The organism is Pseudomonas sp. F220 (genome assembly GCF_057813935.1).
Genome location: NZ_JBVASJ010000019.1, coordinates 41,361 through 58,139 on the forward strand (window position 1 = coordinate 41,361; position 16,779 = coordinate 58,139).

Genomic DNA, 16,779 nt, shown 5'->3' on the forward strand with positions numbered 1-16,779 from the left:
CACGTGAATGCTCTTTTCAAGGTTGGCCGTTTCACTACGTTTCCGATCCTGATTATCACGCTGGCCTCGCCGGCGTAGCGTGAGTTTTTAGCCAGGGAGATCCCGATGAAAGTCTTGTTTATGTGTACCGCCAATAGTTGTCGCAGCGTGCTTAGCGAAGCCTTATTCAATCATCTGGCGCCGGCCGGGTATCAGGCGGTAAGTTCAGGGAGCTTCCCAAGCGGGCATCTCAATGCCTGGGCAGTGGCAACGTTGAATCAAGCGGGCGTACCCACGCAGGGTCTCTACAGCAAAGGTTCAGAGGTTTTCGCGGATTCGCCGCCCGATATCGTCATCACGGTGTGTGACAAGGCCAGTGGCGAACCCTGCCCTGTCTACTTCGGTCCAGCCATTAAAAGCCACTGGGGCCTGGCCGACCCTTCAGATGTTCATGGCAGCGAACAGGACATTCAGTCTGCCTTCGACAATACCGTAGAAAAAATCCAACAACGCTTTGTCGCCTTCTTTGCGCTCGACTTCCAGAGACTCCCTGCAGCGGAGCTCAAAGCCGCGCTGGACCGGATTGGAGACCTGTGATGAACGATGAGTTTGCCAACGGCGATGAGCCTATGCCCAGCCTGGATCTGGAATTATTGAATGCACCACAATCGGCGCAATGTGCAGACGGTCTATCTGTCACGCATAAGCCGCGCATATTGCTGCTCTACGGCTCGACACGCGAGCGCTCGTTCAGTCGCCTGCTGACCCAGGAAGCAGCCAGAATCCTTCGCCTGCTGGGCGCAGAAACTGTTATTTTCGATCCGTCAGGGTTGCCCCTTCCCGATGACACTCCGGCTGAGCATCCAAAGGTTCAGGAACTTCGTGATCTGGTCATGTGGTCCGAGGGACAGGTCTGGTGCTCGCCCGAGCGCCATGGCTCGATGTCCGCGGTGTTCAAGTCTCAGATAGACTGGATTCCGCTGGCGCTGGGTGCGGTACGCCCCACGCAAGGCAAGACGCTCGCCGTCATGCAAGTGTGCGGAGGCTCGCAATCATTCAACACGGTCAACCAACTGCGGGTGTTGGGCCGCTGGATGCGGATGCTCACCATCCCCAATCAATCCTCGGTCCCCAAGGCTTTCATGGAGTTCGATGACGAGGGCAGAATGAAACCCTCCTCGTACTATGACCGGCTGGTAGATGTCATGGAGGAGCTGATGAAGTTCACGTTACTGGTTCGTGGACGTGAAGACTTTCTGGTAGACCGTTATTCGGAACGCAAGGAAAGCGCTGAGGAACTCACCCGACGGGTCAATCAACGCTCGATCTGAGCCGCTCTCCCATTCAAATAACTTCACAACGGCGATCGTTGTCGCCTGATAGAACTGCCAATAAAGGGAATTTAAATGACTACCGTTTTGAACCGTCAGAATGACACCGCTCTTGATCTCCAGACCCTGCAAGGATCATGGGAACAGGTCGATCTAGAGGACAGTGGCGTCTCTAATCCACCTGATGAACATGGAGCACCAGGCGCTCTGACCACCATCAATGGCAATCAATTCAGGGTAGTCACTCTCGACGGCACTGTGCTGCTGGCCGGCAGCTTTACACTTGACGCATCCACCACGCCAAAATCAATCACCTGGATCGATTCGATGGGTGCGGACCAAGGAAAACAACTACCCGCGAGTTACAAACTGGAAGGTGATCATTTCGTCTTTATTGCTGGCGACGAAGGTTGCGACAGACCCACAGAGTTTTGGACCAAAAAGGGCGAAACGATGCGCACCTTCATCCGCAAGTGACACGAGGTGGCGGGTAGTCAAAACACGACGCAACACCTACCAATGTCGGGCGAAGACAGGAGCAACCCTGGGGTGATTGTCGATGCGTTCAAGCATCGCGAGAAATTCAGGACGTGCAGTGCGCAGGTGCTCTCGGCTTGCGGACCACTTTGAAACGACTGCGGCAAGAAAATCCAGTCCGCCTGGCGTGGCACCCGCCAAAAAAGGCTGACCTGTGAATTGATCGGCAAACATCTCCCAACTTCGATACAACCGCTCACGCGCACCCGATTCCATGGACGCCTTAGTCGACTCGTCCGCATCGGGAATCCACCGCTCTGGGTAGTCAATGATGCCAATGGCCGAATAACAATTTGCGGCTATGTAGACCAGCCCTCTTATCGACTGCGCCCGCTCCGATGGGCTCGTAGGCAGGATATGTGACGCAGGAAACTCCAGCCCCAGGTGAATGAGGATTGCCGCGCTCTCGGTGAGGATGCGTCCATCTGGCAGCTGGAGTGTCGGTATCTGCTTGAGCGGATTGAGCCTCTCAAGCTCTTCGGCAGTCGGGGTCTGTTCCCACGATGAAGCATTGATTTTGCAAAAAGGTACGCCGCACTGCTCAAGAGCAACCTCGACCGCCGCGGAGCCAGAAGCTTGCATTCCAAAAAGCCGGTACATATGAGCCGCCTCCCACCAATCCTGGCGATGTCGAAAATCAATAATCAATTCAGCATTATTAATGTTTTTTAAAGTGTTAACGGCATCGACCCAAGCTGCCAACTTTGTGCCTGCCATGATTGCGATTGGCTCGTCGTTTTTATCGACGTTACGAGACGGACCATGACCCCAGCCGCGGAAAATTCGAAACCCTTGAACATGAAAAGTCTGTTCGTTTGGAAGAAGACTAACGCCGGTTGGCGCATCATCGCCGACATGTACGCGGTGGGCGTGATACCAGCCAAGTAAGAAGCCGTGCCGCAAGCGCATGTTCAACTGAGGCTGCGCCGCGCTGTTGTCGGGCGCAACCTCGGTATTATTGAGGGCTGATTTTTTTCCTGCGCATCACATACACTCTCTGCATCTGCGGGTGGCACCTGCGTCCAAGGCGCACAGCAACAGGTACCCGAAATAAAAATACCCCATGGAGCACATCATGGACCTCGCGACACTCACCTTGTTTCTCCCCGCCTGTTTTGCCCTGAACATGGCCCCTGGTCCGAACAACCTGCTTTCGGTCAGCAACTCGACCCGCTACGGCTATCGCACCTCCTGCGTCGCCGGGATGGGTCGCCTGCTGGCCTTCGCCGGAATGATTGCCCTCGCCTCGGCCGGTTTGGCGGTGGTGCTACAAACCTCGGAACTGCTGTTCTACGGGATCAAGATTCTGGGCGCGACCTATCTGTTTTACCTGGCCTTTCAGTTGTGGCGTGCCAATACCGCAGCGGAAATCGAAGCAGTGAGCGCACCGGTCGGCGTGCTGGCGCTGGCGCGGCAAGAATTTTTGGTGGCCGCCGGCAATCCAAAGGCGATCCTGATTTTCACAGCCTTCCTGCCGCAGTTCGTCGACTCGACACGAGCGGTCACACCGCAGTTCGCAGTGCTCGGTGCGTTGTTCCTGTGCCTGGAACTGATCGCCATCAGCGCCTACGCCTATATGGGTTTGCACATGCGCCGCTGGTTCGCCGAGCCGAGCGGTAAACGAATTTTCAACCGTTGCTGCGCCGGGCTGTTGTCGGGTGCGGCCTCGATATTGCTGATGGCGCGTCGCGCCTGAAGCGGTTCAACATGAGTTTCGGAGTACCGGGTTAAATGAACGTAAGCGTTTTCTACGCACTGGCCGCAGCCGCACTGTTTGGTGCGAGTACACCACTCGCCAAACTGTTAGGTCTCAATGTCTCCCCGATACTGCTCGCCGGCCTCCTCTACCTGGGTAGCGGCATTGGCCTGACAGTCGTCAGGTTTGTCCGCGACCGCCGTTGGCAAAAAACCGGCCTTACGCCGTCAGAATGGCCATGGCTTATCAGCGCGATCGCTTTTGGTGGTGTTCTTGGCCCAGTCGCACTGATGTTTGGTTTATCCCGAACATCAGCCTCGACTGCGTCACTCATGCTCAATCTGGAAGCGGTATTGACGGCATTACTGGCCTGGATCGTTTTCAAAGAGAATGCTGATCGCCGGATCGTGGCGGGTATGCTCGCAATCGTTGCCGGAGGGCTCATCCTGGCGTGGCCCCAGAGCACAACTCAGGCTTATGAGTGGATTGGCCCACTGGCTGTCGCGTTGGCCTGTGCTTGCTGGGCTATCGATAACAATTTGACGCGCAAGGTTTCAGCCTCGGATGCCCTTTTTATTGCAGGTATCAAAGGCTTGGTGGCCGGTCTGGTGAACTGCTCCCTGGCGCTTTTTCTTGGGGCTCGGATTCCAGATTTTTCCGTACTTGGCCCGACGCTGATCGTTGGCTTTTTGGGTTATGGCATCAGCCTGGTTTTGTTCGTTCTGGCACTTCGCGGGCTCGGCACCGCACGCACCGGCGCCTACTTCTCTACCGCACCGTTTCTGGGTGCAGCCATTTCGATTCTGATGTTGGGCGAACCCGTTTCCCTGAGCTTTTGGGCTGCTGCCCTGTTGATGGGGATTGGTGTCTGGATTCATCTCACCGAAAGCCATGCCCACGCTCATCAGCACGACCCACTCAAGCACGAACACCGTCATGTTCACGACGAGCATCATCAACACGAGCATTCGTTTGAATGGGATGGAACAGAGCCCCACAGCCACCTGCACGATCACGCACCGATCCGGCACAGCCATCCACACTTTCCAGACATTCATCACCGGCATAAACACTGAAGTCAGGCTCACGTCCGTGTACCCGCTGCTTTCGCTTGAGAAAAAGCCAAAATTCTCTGTCGATTCTCCGGTGGAGGCACAGCGCCGGTCGCTCTAGACTCCTGTCCATGAACCTACAAAACGCCCTGCTCCCGCCCCATACCGAGATGGTTCGCGCCATGCTCGAACGAGACACCGCCTATGAGGGGGTGTTCTTTACTGCGGTCAAAACGACGGGCATCTTTTGTCGCCCGACCTGCACGGCGCGTAAACCGAAGCCTGAGAACGTCGAGTTCTTCGCAAAGGTCGACGACGCGCTATCGGCCGGCTATCGACCGTGCCTGCGCTGCAAGCCATTGGACGCTGCAGCCATCGCTCCCGACTGGGTTCAGGTAGTACTCAATTCAGTGGAGGCCAATCCTGATGTGCGCTGGACCGATGCGCAACTGGAGGCCCGAGGGATTGAGCCGCTGAAATTGAGGCGCTGGTTCAAGCAACATTTCAGCATGACATTTCACGCCTACATCCGGGCGCGACGGCTGGGTATGGCGTTGGGCGGCATCAAACAGGGAGAGTCCATCGACAATGTCGCGTTTGACTCGGGGTATGAATCGCTCAGTGGATTCCGCGACGCGTTTCAAAAGTCATTTCACACCACACCGGGACGCACAGAGACCCGCGAACCTTTATTGTTCAGCAGACTGACAACACCTTTAGGGCCGATGATCGCGATGGCGGAAAGTCGTGGCCTGGTGCTGTTGGAGTTTCTGGATCGACCGGCACTGACCAAAGAAATCGAAGCATTGCAGAGCCGCTATGGGTACGCCGTAGCCCCAGGGCATAACCAGCATCTGCGGCAAATCGAAACCGAGCTTGCGCTGTACTTCGAAGGCGAGTTGACTGACTTCAGCGTCCCGCTGCATATGCCAGGCACCCCCTTCGCCGTTCAAGTCTGGGCACAGCTGGCGAATGTTCCCTACGGGCAGACCAGTACTTATGGCGAAATCGCCGCTAAGCTGGGCAAGCCGGGCGCGAGCAGGGCCGTCGGTTTAGCCAACGGTCATAACCGTATCGCGATTGTGGTGCCGTGCCATCGGGTGATTGGCGCGGATGGTTCGTTAACCGGATACGGGGGCGGACAACCGCGTAAAGCGTTTCTGCTCAGGCTGGAGAAAGCCGCCGTGCACCTCTCCCTGCCATTGGAATTTTGACGTTTTTTCTGGGCCGTTGACACGTGACCCACCACTGTCGAGTTTTTTAAAGGATTAATGCTCTATGGACGCTTTCGATACCGTTTTCCACGCACTTCACCACAATGGCTTACTGATACTGGCCAACGTTTCGGATGCAGCCGGCGCACGGTTGGTTGAGCACCTGGGCAGCAAAGCGGTCGCTACCAGCAGCGCAGCAGTAGCCTGGTCCCATGGTTACCAGGACGGCAACCAATTGCCGCTTGCCCTGCTGGCCACGACGGTTCAGTCAATGGTTCGAGTGCTAAGTGTGCCGTTAACCGTGGATATCGAGGCCGGCTATTCCGATGACCTCGGGCAGGTTTCACAGGTAATTGATGCCGTGATCAGCGCAGGGGCCGTCGGGATCAATATTGAAGATGGGTTTTCCTCACCGGACCTGTTGGCCCGCAAGATCGAAGCCGCCAGACACATCGCAAACCAGCGTGATGTGAAACTGTTCATCAACGCGCGCACTGATGTTTACTTGAAAAACCTGGCCCCCGCTGACATGCGTTTGGAAGAGACGCTGAAACGGGCCGCGCTTTACCACGCGGCGGGTGCCGATGGTTTATTTGCGGCAGGTATCACCGATCGGGATGAAATCGCTGCACTGTGTCGTGGCACGACGCTACCGGTGAACGTCCTGGCATGGAATGGTTTGCCGATACACGAAGAGCTGCGAACGCTGGGCGTTAGACGTCTTAGTGCGGGTTCAAGCATTGCCGAGTTCCTGTATGGCGCCATGGGCACGTTAGCCAAAAGCTTTCTGGAAACCGGCCAGCTTGATACCCAGCGCCTGAAAGCATTCAGTTACGGCGAGTTGAACGCGCTGATGGCGCCGTAATGTAGGGGTATGTGTAGATATTCTGCCAGCGCGTCTGAGAAAATTTGAGCGCAAGAGACGGGGTGCGGCACCACAGTCTGAGGATTAGTCTGCACGCAGTGACCGACACCTCGTCTCAGGAATCCCTATGCCCGACATTTACCGCCATGCCAGCGCATTTCTAGCCTCGATCGACGCGGATTGGGCACGGCATATCGAAGCCATCGGCCCTTGCCTGCACCAACCCAAACCCGCTCGCGATCCCTACGAGGCGCTGGTGCGGGCGATTGCCTATCAACAACTGCATGCGCGCGCTGGCGATGCGATTCTGGGTCGATTGCTGGCGCTTTTTCCTGAACAGGACTTCCCGAGTGCCAAACAGATTCTGGCGACAGACTTCAATGTGTTGCGAGCCTGTGGTTTCTCTGCGAGCAAGATCGCAACGATTCAGGGCATCGCCCAGGCCTCACTGAACGGCGTGGTGCCGGACTATTCGACGGCGTTGGAGATGAGCGACGAAGCCCTGATCACACAGCTGACCAGCCTGCGTGGCGTCGGTCGCTGGACCGTGGAGATGCTGTTGATCTACACCCTGGAACGCGCGGACATTCTGCCCGCCGACGACTTTGGCGTGCGAGACGGTTATCGCCGTTTGAAGGGGCTGGAACAACAACCAACCCGCAAACAAATGATCGACATTGGCCAGTCGTGGAGCCCCTACCGGACCGTGGCGGCCTGGTATTTGTGGCGAGTGCCCAGCCGTTGAGCCAGATCGGGTTGCAGCGTCACTTGGCGGTGTGCGGTGTGCATGGCGCCGCATCCAAGATCAAAAGATCGTCCCAACGCGGCCCGAACCTGGGGCAGCTCCTACACTGTCATGGGAAAACCAATTGGCCTGTTGGAGGTTCCCATGCAGCTAGAAGGTTCCTGTCATTGCGGTGCGGTCACGTTCAGTCTGAGCAGCGCCCATCCCTACCCTTACCAGCGCTGCTACTGCTCGATCTGTCGCAAGACGCAGGGTGGCGGTGGTTACGCGATCAATCTGGGTGGTGACGCAAACAGCCTGAAAGTCCACGGCCGCAAAAACATCGCGATCTATCACGCCCGACTCAAGGATGAAGGCGATCTTCACGCCCACAGCAGCACCGCCGAGCGTCACTTCTGCAAGCTCTGCGGCAGTGCGCTCTGGCTGTTCAGCCCTGAGTGGCCGGAATTGATCCACCCGTTCGCCTCGGCCATCGACACGCCTTTGCCGGTGCCGCCGGAACACACGCACCTGATGCTCGGCTCCAAAGCCGATTGGGTTGAGGTCCAGGCGCTTCCCAACGACCAGCAGTTTGACGTCTACCCCATAGAGTCTATCGCCCAGTGGCATGAACGGCTTGGTTTGAATCGATAAGGCTTTCTGCGCGGGTGAGATCGCCAGGATCGCAGCCTTCGGCAGCTCCCGCCGGACTCCACCGAACAATCTATGGAATCTCAACCTCTAACTCCTCACCAGCGACCGCTCAACCTCACTCCGACGCCTGAAACGATCAAACCAGAGGTAGACCACCGGAGTGGTGTACAGCGTCAGTAGTTGCGACACCGCCAGCCCGCCGACGATGGCAATCCCCAACGGTTGCCGCAATTCGGAGCCGGCACCGTGACCGAAAGCCAGCGGCACCGCTCCCAGCAACGCTGCCAAAGAGGTCATCAGAATCGGACGTAACCGCAACAGACAACCTTCGCGCACGGCGTCGCGGGGTGACATCCCCTGTTTCTCGGCCGCCAGGGTGAAATCGACGATCATGATTGCGTTCTTCTTGACGATCCCGATCAACAAAATGATCCCGATCATGCCCAGGACCGAAAGGTCCTGACCGCAGATGATCAGCGCCAGCAAGGCGCCGAAGCCCGCCGAAGGCAATGTGGAGATGATCGTCAGCGGATGGATGGCGCTTTCGTACAACACACCAAGAACGATGTACACCGTCAGGATCGCGGCCAGTACCAGCCATGGCTGAGACTTGAGGGAGTCCTGGAAGGCCTGGGCAGTCCCCTGAAAACTTCCGGTAACGCTGTCCGGCAGCCCTATTGCCAGGGAGGCCTGGTCAATGGCCGTGACCGCGTTGCTCAGGGCTTGACCCGGCGCCAGGTCGAACGACAACGTGATAGCCGGGAACACCCCCTGATGGTTGATTACGATCGGAGCCAGCTCGTTCTTGACGCTGGCCAGCAGGCTCAATGGCACCATACCGCCAGCCGCTGAACGTACGTACAAATGTGCAAGACTATCGAGCGACAACTGCCAGCGCGGATCGAGTTCGAGAATCACATGATTCTGATCGAGCTGGGTGAACATGGTTGCGATCTGGCGCTGCCCGAACGCATCGTAAAGCACGTCATCGATGGCCTGGACGGTGACACCCAACCGTGCCGCCGTGGGACGGTCGATTACCAGCGTCGCCTGGGGCGCGGCGTGCTGCTGATCGGAGGTGACGTGTTGCAACTGTGGCAGCGTCTTGAGCTTCGCCAACAGGATCGCGCTCCAATGATCCAGCTCAACGCTGTTCGGGTCCTGGAGCGTGTATTGATACTGGGTCTTGCTCGCCCGACCACCGATTTGAATGTCCTGGTTGGCCTGCATGAACAGCTTGATGCCAGGCACCGCATCAAGCTGCGGTTGCAGTCGGGCGATCACTTGCTGGGCGCTGGCGGTGCGCTCACTGAATGGCTTGAGGTTGATCATCACCTTGCCCTGGCTGATCGTCGGGTTAGGCCCGATCCAGAAATAGACCTTGGCCACTGCCGGGTCCTGACCGACGATATCGGCCAGGCGCGCGACGTCCTCGCGCATCGCCTGCGACGAAATATCCGGTGCCGCTTCGGCAACCCCCTGAATCAGCCCGGTGTCCTGCTGCGGGAAAAAACCCTTGGGGATATAGACATACAGCGCAGCCGTCGCCACCAGTGTCGCCAGTGCGACCGCCAAGGTCAGGCGTTGATGTTCCAGTACCCAATCCAGACTGCGTCGGTAACCCTCATGCAAGCGCGTGAACCCCGCTTCACAGGCCTGCGCGAATCGCCCGGGGCGGTCCTCGGTGTGTGGTTTCAAGAGCCACGCACAGAGCATTGGCGTCACCGTTAGCGAAACGATGCAGGACATGACAATCGCCACACTGACCGTGACCGCGAACTCGCGCATCAGGCGTCCGACGATCCCGCCCATCAACAGAATCGGCAGGAATACCGCGATCAGCGAAACCGTCATAGAGACGATGGTGAACCCGACTTCGCGCAAGCCGTCGACAGCCGACTGTAGACGTGACTTGCCCATTTCCAGGTGGCGCACGATGTTTTCCATCACCACGATGGCGTCGTCGACCACGAACCCCACCGCGATCGCCAGTCCCATGATCGACAGGTTATCCAGGCTGTAACCCAGCAAGTACATCACCGCAAAGGTCGCCACCAGTGACAGCGGAATGGTCAGGCTCGGGATCAGGGTCGCGGTGGCTTTGCGCAGGAACACAAAGATCACCACCACGACCAGCGCGATGGACAGCAGCAAGGTGAATTGCACGTCATGCACCGACGCTTCAATCGTCTGCGTGCGGTCGCCCACCACCTGAACCTGAACGTCACGGGGCAACGATGCCGTCAGCGACGGCAGACGCGCCTTGATCGTTGCAATGGTCGCCAGCACGTTGAAACCCGGCTGTTTATGGATGTCGACAACGATGGTCGGCTCCCCGCCAATGGCCGCCGCCTGTTGGGTATCTTCGGCACCGTCGATCACCCGGCCGAGGTCGCCAAGCCTGATCGGCATTCCGCTCTTGTAGGCGATCACCTGGTCGCGATAGCCCTGCGGGTCGAGCAACTGGTCGGTGGTGTTGAGGGTCACGTTACGGCTTGCACCGTCCAGGCTCCCTTTGGGCTGGTCGAGCGTACTCAGGCCGATGACACTGCGCACATCCTCCAGCGTCAAACCGCGAGCTGCCAGGGCATCCGGGTCGATCTGAATGCGCACAGCGGGTTTCTGTTCGCCATGAAAATCCACCAGGCCAACGCCCGGCATCTGTGATAACTGCTGTGCCAGGTAATTGTCGGCATAGCGATCCAGTTCATGCAGCGTGCGAGTCGGTGACGTCAGCGCCAACGAAAGAACGGTGAACTCGGCCGGGTTGACCTTGTTAAAGGTCGGCGCACTGGTCATGCTTTTGGGCAGGCTGGCGCTGGCCGTATTGATCGCCGACTGGACATCCTGAGCGGCGCCGTCGATGTTGCGGGACAAATCGAACTGCAACACGATCTGGGTTTTCCCCGACGCGCTGGACGAGGTCATGGAGGTGACTTGAGGAACTGCCGAAAAGGCGCGCTCCAATGGCGTCGCCACCGAGGTTGCCATGGTCTCGGCACTCGCGCCGGAGAGTTTTGCAGTGACTTGAATCGTTGGAAAATCCACCGTCGGCAGCGGCGCGACGGGTAACTGGAAATACGCGAAGCCTCCCAGCAGCATCACCCCCAACGCCAGCAAGCCCAAGCCGACACGTCGCTGGATCAAACCGGACAAGGCATTCATCGCCGTCCCCCCACGCCGTTGCTGGACGCAATCGATGTGGACGCATCGACTGGCGCAGAATCAGCCTGAACCGCAGAAACCTTGACGCCCGGTGCGATACGCGACTGCCCTTGAACCACCACCGTTTCACCCGGCGCCAGCCCTGTACGAATCCATTGCTGGCCATCAACCACGGCCGCCGCCTGGACTTGTCGCGGCGCTACTCGCTGATCAGCGTTGACCACATAAACATAACTGCCCTTCTGTCCTAACTGAACCGCGTTGGCCGGAACTACCGTTGCCTTGCGCTGGGTATTGAGCAACAGACGGGCGCTGACCAACTGCCCGGGCCAAAGCCTGTTATCGGCATTCTCGAACTGGGCTTTGAGCTGAATCTGGCCGGTGGCGGCAGCGACCTGGCTATCAACGAAGCTCAGGTGTCCGCTGGCAATCTGTTGCCGACCATCACGGCTCATGGCAACCACCTGCAAGGGTTGCCGCGCATTCTCTTCAAGGATTTCAGACAGATCATCCTGAGACACGGCAAAGGCAACAGAGATCGGGTCCATCTGAGTGATGGTCACCAAACCCGTCGCGTCCGTACCATGCACAATCGAGCCGACATCCAGCAAGCGCTGGCCGGTGCGCCCGGTCAGCGGTGCCAGGATCTGGGTGAATCCCAGTTGCAGACGCGCATTCTCCAGCGCCGCCTGATCCGCCTGCACGCTGGCTTGCTGCGCGGCCAGCTGCGCGCGATACGTATCGACATCCTGGGTCGGTCCAGCCTTGGCCGCCGCCAGTTTACTGGCCCGATCCAGACTGACGCGCAGGTTCGCCAGTTGCGCCTGATCTTTGGCTACGACGGCTTGAGCCTGCGCCAACTGAGCGTGATAGACCCGCGGATCGATCTGCGCCAATTGACTGCCCGCCGTCACCATCTGGCCCTCACTGAAAAACACCTTCTGCAACTCCCCATCGGCCCTCACCCGCACATTCACAGAGTTGAGCGGCTGGACGTTACCGATCGCATCCAGCCAGATCGGCAGATCTTGTTGACTGACCTGCTGCATGACCACCGGCACCGCACTGTCCGCCGGTTTGGCGGGCTCAGCGGATGCACGCCATGGGGTGCTGATCACCCACCCCGCGCCCAGCAGGACGATGAGCAGCCCGGCATGGCGCCAGCGGCGAAAAGGAGGCGAAACGAGTGGGACGTTCATGGGCGTGTGGCCTGAAGAGCTGAAGAAGACGGAGTGGGTATCGTGTTGGCCGAGATGGCGGCCGGCGTGAAATCACCGCCCAGCGCGCGAAACAAGCCGACTGCAGCCTGCAAATGTTGCAGGCGCACCTGCAGCAACGTGTCTTCGGCCTGGTACTGGGTGCGCTCGACGACCAACAGCGTTTGGAAGTCGGTCGAGCCGAGACGGTATCGGACCTGCGCCAGCCTCGCGGCCTCACGGGCCGAGGTCACTGCTGCGAGGTTCAGCTCATAGGCTTGATCCAGTTCATGGGCGGCACTCACCTGCGTCTCGACATCCTGCAAGGCTTCGATCACCGACTCCCGATAGCTGGCCGTCAACTCCTGGACATGGGCTTGATCGAAGTGCAATTGGCCATTCAGTTGGCCGCCCATGAACACCGGTTGGGCCAATGTGCCGACCACACTCCAGATCCGCCCCCCAGCCAAGGTGTCGAGGCCGCCCATCAAGTCCAGCGATAGATTGGGCAAAAAGGCTGCCCGCGCCACACCGACATCGAAATTGGCCGATCTGAGGCGTGCCTCAGCCGACTGAATATCCGGCCGCTGACGCAATAGGCCGATCGGCAAGCCAAGCGTAGGCTTTGGCACATCCAACCGGTCCAGGCCGGTCTGAGACAAGGTGAATCCTTGTGGAGGAGCGCCGACCAGTACCGCCAATTGATACAGCGCCTGATCGCGTTGCTGGCGCAGGGCCGGAACCGCTGCCTGGAACGTTTGCCGGGCATTGCGCTGCTGCTCGACCTCAAGGTTGGATACCGCCCCCTGGCTGGCTTGCACCTGAACCAACTCAAGCACTTGTTGCGCGTCGTCGGCGATCGACTGTGCCAGACGCAGCCGGTCTTCAAGCGAGAGCACCTGGAAATAGCTGTCGGCAATCGACGCCCCCAGGGTCATGCGCAAGGTCTGCGCATCGAAAGCGGTCGCCTGCGCCAGCGTTTGGGCCGCGTCAGCCGTTGCCCGATGTTTGCCCCAGAAGTCCACCTCATAAGAAGCCTGAGCAAACACGCTGCGTGTCTGGCTCGTTGAGCTACCGTTCTGCCGCTGATAGTTGCTGCCCAAAGCCAGTGCAGGGTATTGCGCGGCACCGGCCACCTGGGCCGCAGCGCGGGCTTCATCGATTCGGCTGAGAGCCGCTTGCAGGGTGTAGTTGTGATCCAGGCCTCGGGCGATCAGAGCGTCAAGTTCAGGGCTGCGAAACTCCGTCCACCACTGCCCGCCCGCTGCCGCTGCCGGTGCGTTGGACGTCGGGCCGGCCCAGGCTGGCGCGAGTGCCATTGCGGGTTGATGATAGGCCGGCACCAGCGAGCAACCACTCAACAGCAGCAGGCCCAGGAGCGTCAATCGTTGAGACAGTCGAAGCGAGGCTGAGGACGGTCTGAAAGACGAAGGTAACGTAACGACGGGCATCTACTGATCATCTCCGGCAAAGCCTGTGTGGCTTGGCCACCACGAATGGCACGAAGATAACAATGGGCACCTGGCAGAGCGTTCCCCTGAACCTAAACATTAGTTTAGTTAAGCCCTCCGGTGTCTTTGAACCTGTTCCCCCGCCTATGAATTACTTGACAGGTTTGCCCGAAAAATCAGGCCACCGATGAGAGCGCTGGAATCGCGCTGTGAAAGCGGAACTCGGTATCCGGGGACTCGATGAGTTTCTGCTCGGCTGCCCTGACCTTCTCGATCACTTGGGCAATGTCCTTTGCGTCACCGTACTGGTAAGCCAGTTTCAGGTATCCCTGGAAATGCCGGGCCTCGCTTTTCAGCAGACCGAAGTAGAGCTTGCCCAGTTCTTCATCCAGATGCGGCACCAGCGCTTCGAAGCGTTCGCAACTTCGAGCCTCGATAAAGGCACCGACATTTTTGCACCACTTTTGCATTTATGGCGACGTTGGCGAGGTGCGCTATTGCTCCGAGCGCTGCCGGAGCGTGCCATTCACTCCCCCCGCCATCTTCACCGTCTGCGCCGGTTTGATGGCTTCTGTTCCAGGACCGTCTCGGCTCTCCATTGCGCCGCGGCGAGTCTGGAGGTAAAGAACTCTGCCAAGGCGCTAACTTTCGCTGGCCGTGCACGAGCCGTGGGTGTGACGAAATAAAGAGCCCCTTCAGGCAAACGCCAATCGGTCAACAGCGGCTCAAGCTGCTTGTCTCGCAAATACTGCGTCGCGATGAACTCGGGGATCTCGGTGATGGCCTGTCCGGCAAGGACGGTGGGCAACAACGCTTCCACGCTCGTTGCCCGCAACCCGCCGGCGGGCACAACAGTGCATTCCTCAGCGCTCTTTGTGTGCGTAAAGCGCCAGATGTCATGCCTATTTCTGTTGATGTAACTCAGGCACTGGTGAGCACCCAACTCGCTCGGGTGTTGCGGGCGACCGTAGCGGGACAGATAGTCAGGGGACGCCACCACGAACCGGCGCACCGGTGCAATGAGACGGGCGACGAGTGACGAATCCTCCATGACCGCGATGCGCAGGGCGGCGTCAAAGCCCTCGCCAATCAAGTCAGCTTGCGCGTCCGCGGAATGAAGATCGATGGAAATGTCCGGATAGGTCCGAAAGAACTCGGGCAGCAACGGGGCGACCCAGCGCGCCCCAAAGGAAAGCGGTACCGCGAGCTTTACGAGACCACGTGGTCGACTCGATGTCTCACGTGCGAAATCCTCGGCGTCCTCGGCCTGCGCGTAGATCCTTACCGCTCGATCGGCGAGCGAGCGGCCATAGTCCGTGAGCGCAAGTCGTCGGGAGGTGCGGTTGAACAATCGACCTCCCAACCGCTCTTCAAGGCGGGTAACGGCCCGCGAGACCGTCGCGACCGAGACACCCATGGCTGTCGCCGCCGCCGCAAATGAACCTTCTTCGGCGACCTTCCCGAACATCGCGAGTCCTTCGAAATCTGGCAGCTTCGACATGACATTCCTGCAACGATGGTTTTCATTCATTTCTATTTTGAAAAATAGCGCATGGCCATAGATTTGTCTCACCCAACTTCCTCCGACGCAGCTTGCATCGCGGGTACGGATGCTCCTCGTCGATGGAGGGCAGGCCCAAGTCTGACGACTGGCCTGGGCGGCTGGTTCGTCAATTGAATGAAAGAGGATATGACCATGCTTGAAGTGTTTGCCTTTGCCACGCCCAACAGCCTCAAGGTCTCCATCGCGCTGGAAGAGTTGGGGCTGGACTACCGGCTCGTCCCCGTCAATTTGCGTCAGGGGGAACAGAAGAGCGAAGCCTTCCGAGCCTTGAATCCCAACGCCAAAGTGCCCGTGCTTATTGACCGCTCCTCCGAGCCAGGCGTCGACGATGTGGTGCTCGGCGAGTCCGCCGCCATCCTGGTCTACCTCGCAGAGAAAACCGGGCAACTGCTTGCGAATGATGGCATTCATCGCGGCAAGGTATTCGAACAACTCTTCTTCCACGCGTCCGGCCTGAGTCCCGCGTTCCAGCAGGCGTTCCTGGTCAACCTGCAGTCGTCACCGCAAGCTGAGGCCCAAGCGCGTGCTTTATCGGAAGTAGATCGAGTTCTGGGGGTGCTCAACCACAACCTTGAGCAGCGTCCTTATGTGGCTGGTGAGACGTACAGCATTGCGGACATCGCACATTTCGGGTGGGTGTGGCGTCACCAGGCAATCGGCGCATCTCTCGCCCGGTTCCCGTTCGTGACTCGCTGGTACGAAGAAGTCTCGGCGCGGCCCGCAGTCGTTACGGCCATCAAGAAGACCTTGGCGCTTGCTCAATAACGCAACGCCCACTCTCTCAACCTGCTGGGGCAAAGCGGCCACTTGAGGGCGCCGGATGCGAGAGTGATCCACGCCATACGCCCGGAATCGGCTCAACAGTCAATGACTAAGGAAAAGAATCATGAATGCTCACATCAATGAACTGCTTCTTCGCAATCTTCAGGAGGTCTTTGGTGAAGGTGACGCGTCCCGTCGTCGTGAGGCCATCATGGAGCTCTACACAGAGGATTGCATGATCTACGTGCCTCCAGGTGTGTTTGTCGGGCACGACGCGCTGGACAAACTTGCCGGAGATCTTCGCGCGATGCACCCGCACTTCGTGTACACACCACACAGCAAACCGCAGGCGCTCCATAATGCCGGTCGCCTGGCATGGGGCTCCGGTCCGCGCGGCGAGTCACCCGACTACACGGGTTGGGATGTGATCATCGTTCGCGATGGGAAGATAGCGGCGCTCTATGTCTTTCTCGATAGCGATCCCACCTGAAACAACCGAGCGCTCTCGCTTGGCTGCACTGGGTCGGCGAGCGAGAGTACTCCCTCGGGGTGCGTTCAATGCAAAAATTAAAAAGCCCCGCAGACCTTA

General features: G+C 58.6%; 16 protein-coding genes and 1 pseudogene. 11 read left to right on the forward strand and 6 right to left on the reverse strand.

Annotation, left to right across the window (positions count from 1 at the left end; genetic code table 11):
• Positions 1-105: 105 nt before the first annotated feature.
• The 3 genes from ACZYSM_RS17340 to ACZYSM_RS17350 all read left to right on the forward strand — a co-directional run bounded on the left by ACZYSM_RS17340 (position 106) and on the right by ACZYSM_RS17350 (position 1,787).
• On the forward strand, positions 106-576 hold the full coding sequence (locus tag ACZYSM_RS17340) for an arsenate reductase ArsC (protein WP_489072845.1): 471 nt from the start codon (positions 106-108) through the stop codon (positions 574-576).
• The gene (gene arsH, locus ACZYSM_RS17345; RefSeq protein ID WP_489072847.1) at positions 576-1,310 is read left to right on the forward strand and encodes an arsenical resistance protein ArsH; all 735 of its coding nucleotides are present in this window, start codon (positions 576-578) and stop codon (positions 1,308-1,310) included. The genes ACZYSM_RS17340 and arsH overlap by 1 nt, the downstream gene beginning before the upstream one ends.
• A 75-nt stretch (positions 1,311-1,385) precedes the next feature.
• Positions 1,386-1,787 (forward strand): TIGR03067 domain-containing protein, encoded by a 402-nt coding sequence (locus ACZYSM_RS17350; protein WP_489072850.1) that lies wholly within the window; start codon positions 1,386-1,388, stop codon positions 1,785-1,787.
• 36 nt (positions 1,788-1,823) lie between these two features.
• Here the strand turns inward: ACZYSM_RS17350 and ACZYSM_RS17355 are convergent, their stop codons facing one another.
• Complete coding sequence (locus ACZYSM_RS17355) at positions 1,824-2,447, reverse strand: glutathione S-transferase family protein (protein WP_489072950.1); 624 nt, start codon at positions 2,445-2,447, stop codon at positions 1,824-1,826.
• A 475-nt stretch (positions 2,448-2,922) separates the two neighbouring features.
• Here ACZYSM_RS17355 and ACZYSM_RS17360 point away from each other — a divergent pair, with 475 nt between their 5' ends.
• From ACZYSM_RS17360 to ACZYSM_RS17385, 6 genes are all read left to right on the forward strand, one after another.
• The gene (locus ACZYSM_RS17360; protein WP_489072852.1) at positions 2,923-3,543 is read left to right on the forward strand and encodes a LysE family translocator; all 621 of its coding nucleotides are present in this window, start codon (positions 2,923-2,925) and stop codon (positions 3,541-3,543) included.
• Between the two features lie 35 nt (positions 3,544-3,578).
• Complete coding sequence (locus tag ACZYSM_RS17365) at positions 3,579-4,619, forward strand: DMT family transporter (RefSeq protein ID WP_489072854.1); 1,041 nt, start codon at positions 3,579-3,581, stop codon at positions 4,617-4,619.
• 107 nt (positions 4,620-4,726) lie between these two features.
• Complete coding sequence (locus ACZYSM_RS17370) at positions 4,727-5,809, forward strand: bifunctional transcriptional activator/DNA repair enzyme AdaA (RefSeq protein ID WP_489072856.1); 1,083 nt, start codon at positions 4,727-4,729, stop codon at positions 5,807-5,809.
• A gap of 64 nt (positions 5,810-5,873) precedes the next feature.
• Positions 5,874-6,674: an isocitrate lyase/PEP mutase family protein gene (locus ACZYSM_RS17375; protein WP_489072858.1), complete on the forward strand. Its 801-nt coding sequence runs from the start codon at positions 5,874-5,876 to the stop codon at positions 6,672-6,674.
• A 127-nt stretch (positions 6,675-6,801) separates the two neighbouring features.
• Positions 6,802-7,419: a DNA-3-methyladenine glycosylase family protein gene (locus tag ACZYSM_RS17380; RefSeq protein ID WP_489072860.1), complete on the forward strand. Its 618-nt coding sequence runs from the start codon at positions 6,802-6,804 to the stop codon at positions 7,417-7,419.
• A gap of 144 nt (positions 7,420-7,563) precedes the next feature.
• On the forward strand, positions 7,564-8,052 hold the full coding sequence (locus tag ACZYSM_RS17385; RefSeq protein WP_489072862.1) for a GFA family protein: 489 nt from the start codon (positions 7,564-7,566) through the stop codon (positions 8,050-8,052).
• An 87-nt stretch (positions 8,053-8,139) separates the two neighbouring features.
• On the opposite strand, the gene ACZYSM_RS17390 is transcribed toward ACZYSM_RS17385, so the two are convergent.
• The 5 genes and pseudogenes from ACZYSM_RS17390 to ACZYSM_RS17410 form a co-directional block, all read right to left on the reverse strand.
• Entirely contained in the window at positions 8,140-11,217 is a 3,078-nt protein-coding gene (locus ACZYSM_RS17390) for an efflux RND transporter permease subunit (protein ID WP_489072864.1), read from the reverse strand.
• Positions 11,214-12,416 (reverse strand): efflux RND transporter periplasmic adaptor subunit, encoded by a 1,203-nt coding sequence (locus ACZYSM_RS17395; RefSeq protein WP_489072866.1) that lies wholly within the window; start codon positions 12,414-12,416, stop codon positions 11,214-11,216. The genes ACZYSM_RS17390 and ACZYSM_RS17395 overlap by 4 nt, the downstream gene beginning before the upstream one ends.
• Positions 12,413-13,798: an efflux transporter outer membrane subunit gene (locus ACZYSM_RS17400; protein WP_489072868.1), complete on the reverse strand. Its 1,386-nt coding sequence runs from the start codon at positions 13,796-13,798 to the stop codon at positions 12,413-12,415. The genes ACZYSM_RS17395 and ACZYSM_RS17400 overlap by 4 nt, the downstream gene beginning before the upstream one ends.
• 242 nt (positions 13,799-14,040) lie before the next feature.
• A pseudogene (gene miaE, locus ACZYSM_RS17405) lies at positions 14,041-14,313 on the reverse strand (tRNA isopentenyl-2-thiomethyl-A-37 hydroxylase MiaE); the annotation flags it as partial.
• A gap of 95 nt (positions 14,314-14,408) precedes the next feature.
• Positions 14,409-15,365 (reverse strand): LysR family transcriptional regulator, encoded by a 957-nt coding sequence (locus ACZYSM_RS17410; protein WP_489072870.1) that lies wholly within the window; start codon positions 15,363-15,365, stop codon positions 14,409-14,411.
• A 195-nt stretch (positions 15,366-15,560) separates the two neighbouring features.
• Between ACZYSM_RS17410 and ACZYSM_RS17415 the strand changes: the two genes are divergently transcribed.
• Both ACZYSM_RS17415 and ACZYSM_RS17420 read left to right on the forward strand, forming a co-directional pair.
• Positions 15,561-16,193, forward strand: a complete 633-nt coding sequence (locus ACZYSM_RS17415) for a glutathione S-transferase family protein (RefSeq protein ID WP_489072872.1) — start codon at positions 15,561-15,563, stop codon at positions 16,191-16,193.
• A gap of 121 nt (positions 16,194-16,314) precedes the next feature.
• Positions 16,315-16,680: a nuclear transport factor 2 family protein gene (locus tag ACZYSM_RS17420; RefSeq protein ID WP_489072874.1), complete on the forward strand. Its 366-nt coding sequence runs from the start codon at positions 16,315-16,317 to the stop codon at positions 16,678-16,680.
• Positions 16,681-16,779: the final 99 nt, after the last annotated feature.

Bases quoted from the DNA above. Each gene is read 5' to 3' on its own strand.
- ACZYSM_RS17365 (WP_489072854.1), top strand. From the start codon at position 3,579: ATGAACGTAAGCGTTTTCTACGCACTGGCCGCAGCCGCACTGTTTGGT.
- ACZYSM_RS17385 (WP_489072862.1), top strand. From the start codon at position 7,564: ATGCAGCTAGAAGGTTCCTGTCATTGCGGTGCGGTCACGTTCAGTCTG.
- ACZYSM_RS17395 (WP_489072866.1), bottom strand. From the start codon at position 12,416: ATGAACGTCCCACTCGTTTCGCCTCCTTTTCGCCGCTGGCGCCATGCC.
- ACZYSM_RS17410 (WP_489072870.1), bottom strand. From the start codon at position 15,365: ATGTCGAAGCTGCCAGATTTCGAAGGACTCGCGATGTTCGGGAAGGTC.
- ACZYSM_RS17375 (WP_489072858.1), top strand. From the start codon at position 5,874: ATGGACGCTTTCGATACCGTTTTCCACGCACTTCACCACAATGGCTTA.
- ACZYSM_RS17370 (WP_489072856.1), top strand. From the start codon at position 4,727: ATGAACCTACAAAACGCCCTGCTCCCGCCCCATACCGAGATGGTTCGC.
- ACZYSM_RS17340 (WP_489072845.1), top strand. From the start codon at position 106: ATGAAAGTCTTGTTTATGTGTACCGCCAATAGTTGTCGCAGCGTGCTT.
- ACZYSM_RS17380 (WP_489072860.1), top strand. From the start codon at position 6,802: ATGCCCGACATTTACCGCCATGCCAGCGCATTTCTAGCCTCGATCGAC.
- ACZYSM_RS17420 (WP_489072874.1), top strand. From the start codon at position 16,315: ATGAATGCTCACATCAATGAACTGCTTCTTCGCAATCTTCAGGAGGTC.
- ACZYSM_RS17415 (WP_489072872.1), top strand. From the start codon at position 15,561: ATGCTTGAAGTGTTTGCCTTTGCCACGCCCAACAGCCTCAAGGTCTCC.
- ACZYSM_RS17350 (WP_489072850.1), top strand. From the start codon at position 1,386: ATGACTACCGTTTTGAACCGTCAGAATGACACCGCTCTTGATCTCCAG.
- ACZYSM_RS17360 (WP_489072852.1), top strand. From the start codon at position 2,923: ATGGACCTCGCGACACTCACCTTGTTTCTCCCCGCCTGTTTTGCCCTG.
- ACZYSM_RS17355 (WP_489072950.1), bottom strand. From the start codon at position 2,447: ATGTACCGGCTTTTTGGAATGCAAGCTTCTGGCTCCGCGGCGGTCGAG.
- arsH (WP_489072847.1), top strand. From the start codon at position 576: ATGAACGATGAGTTTGCCAACGGCGATGAGCCTATGCCCAGCCTGGAT.
- ACZYSM_RS17390 (WP_489072864.1), bottom strand. From the start codon at position 11,217: ATGAATGCCTTGTCCGGTTTGATCCAGCGACGTGTCGGCTTGGGCTTG.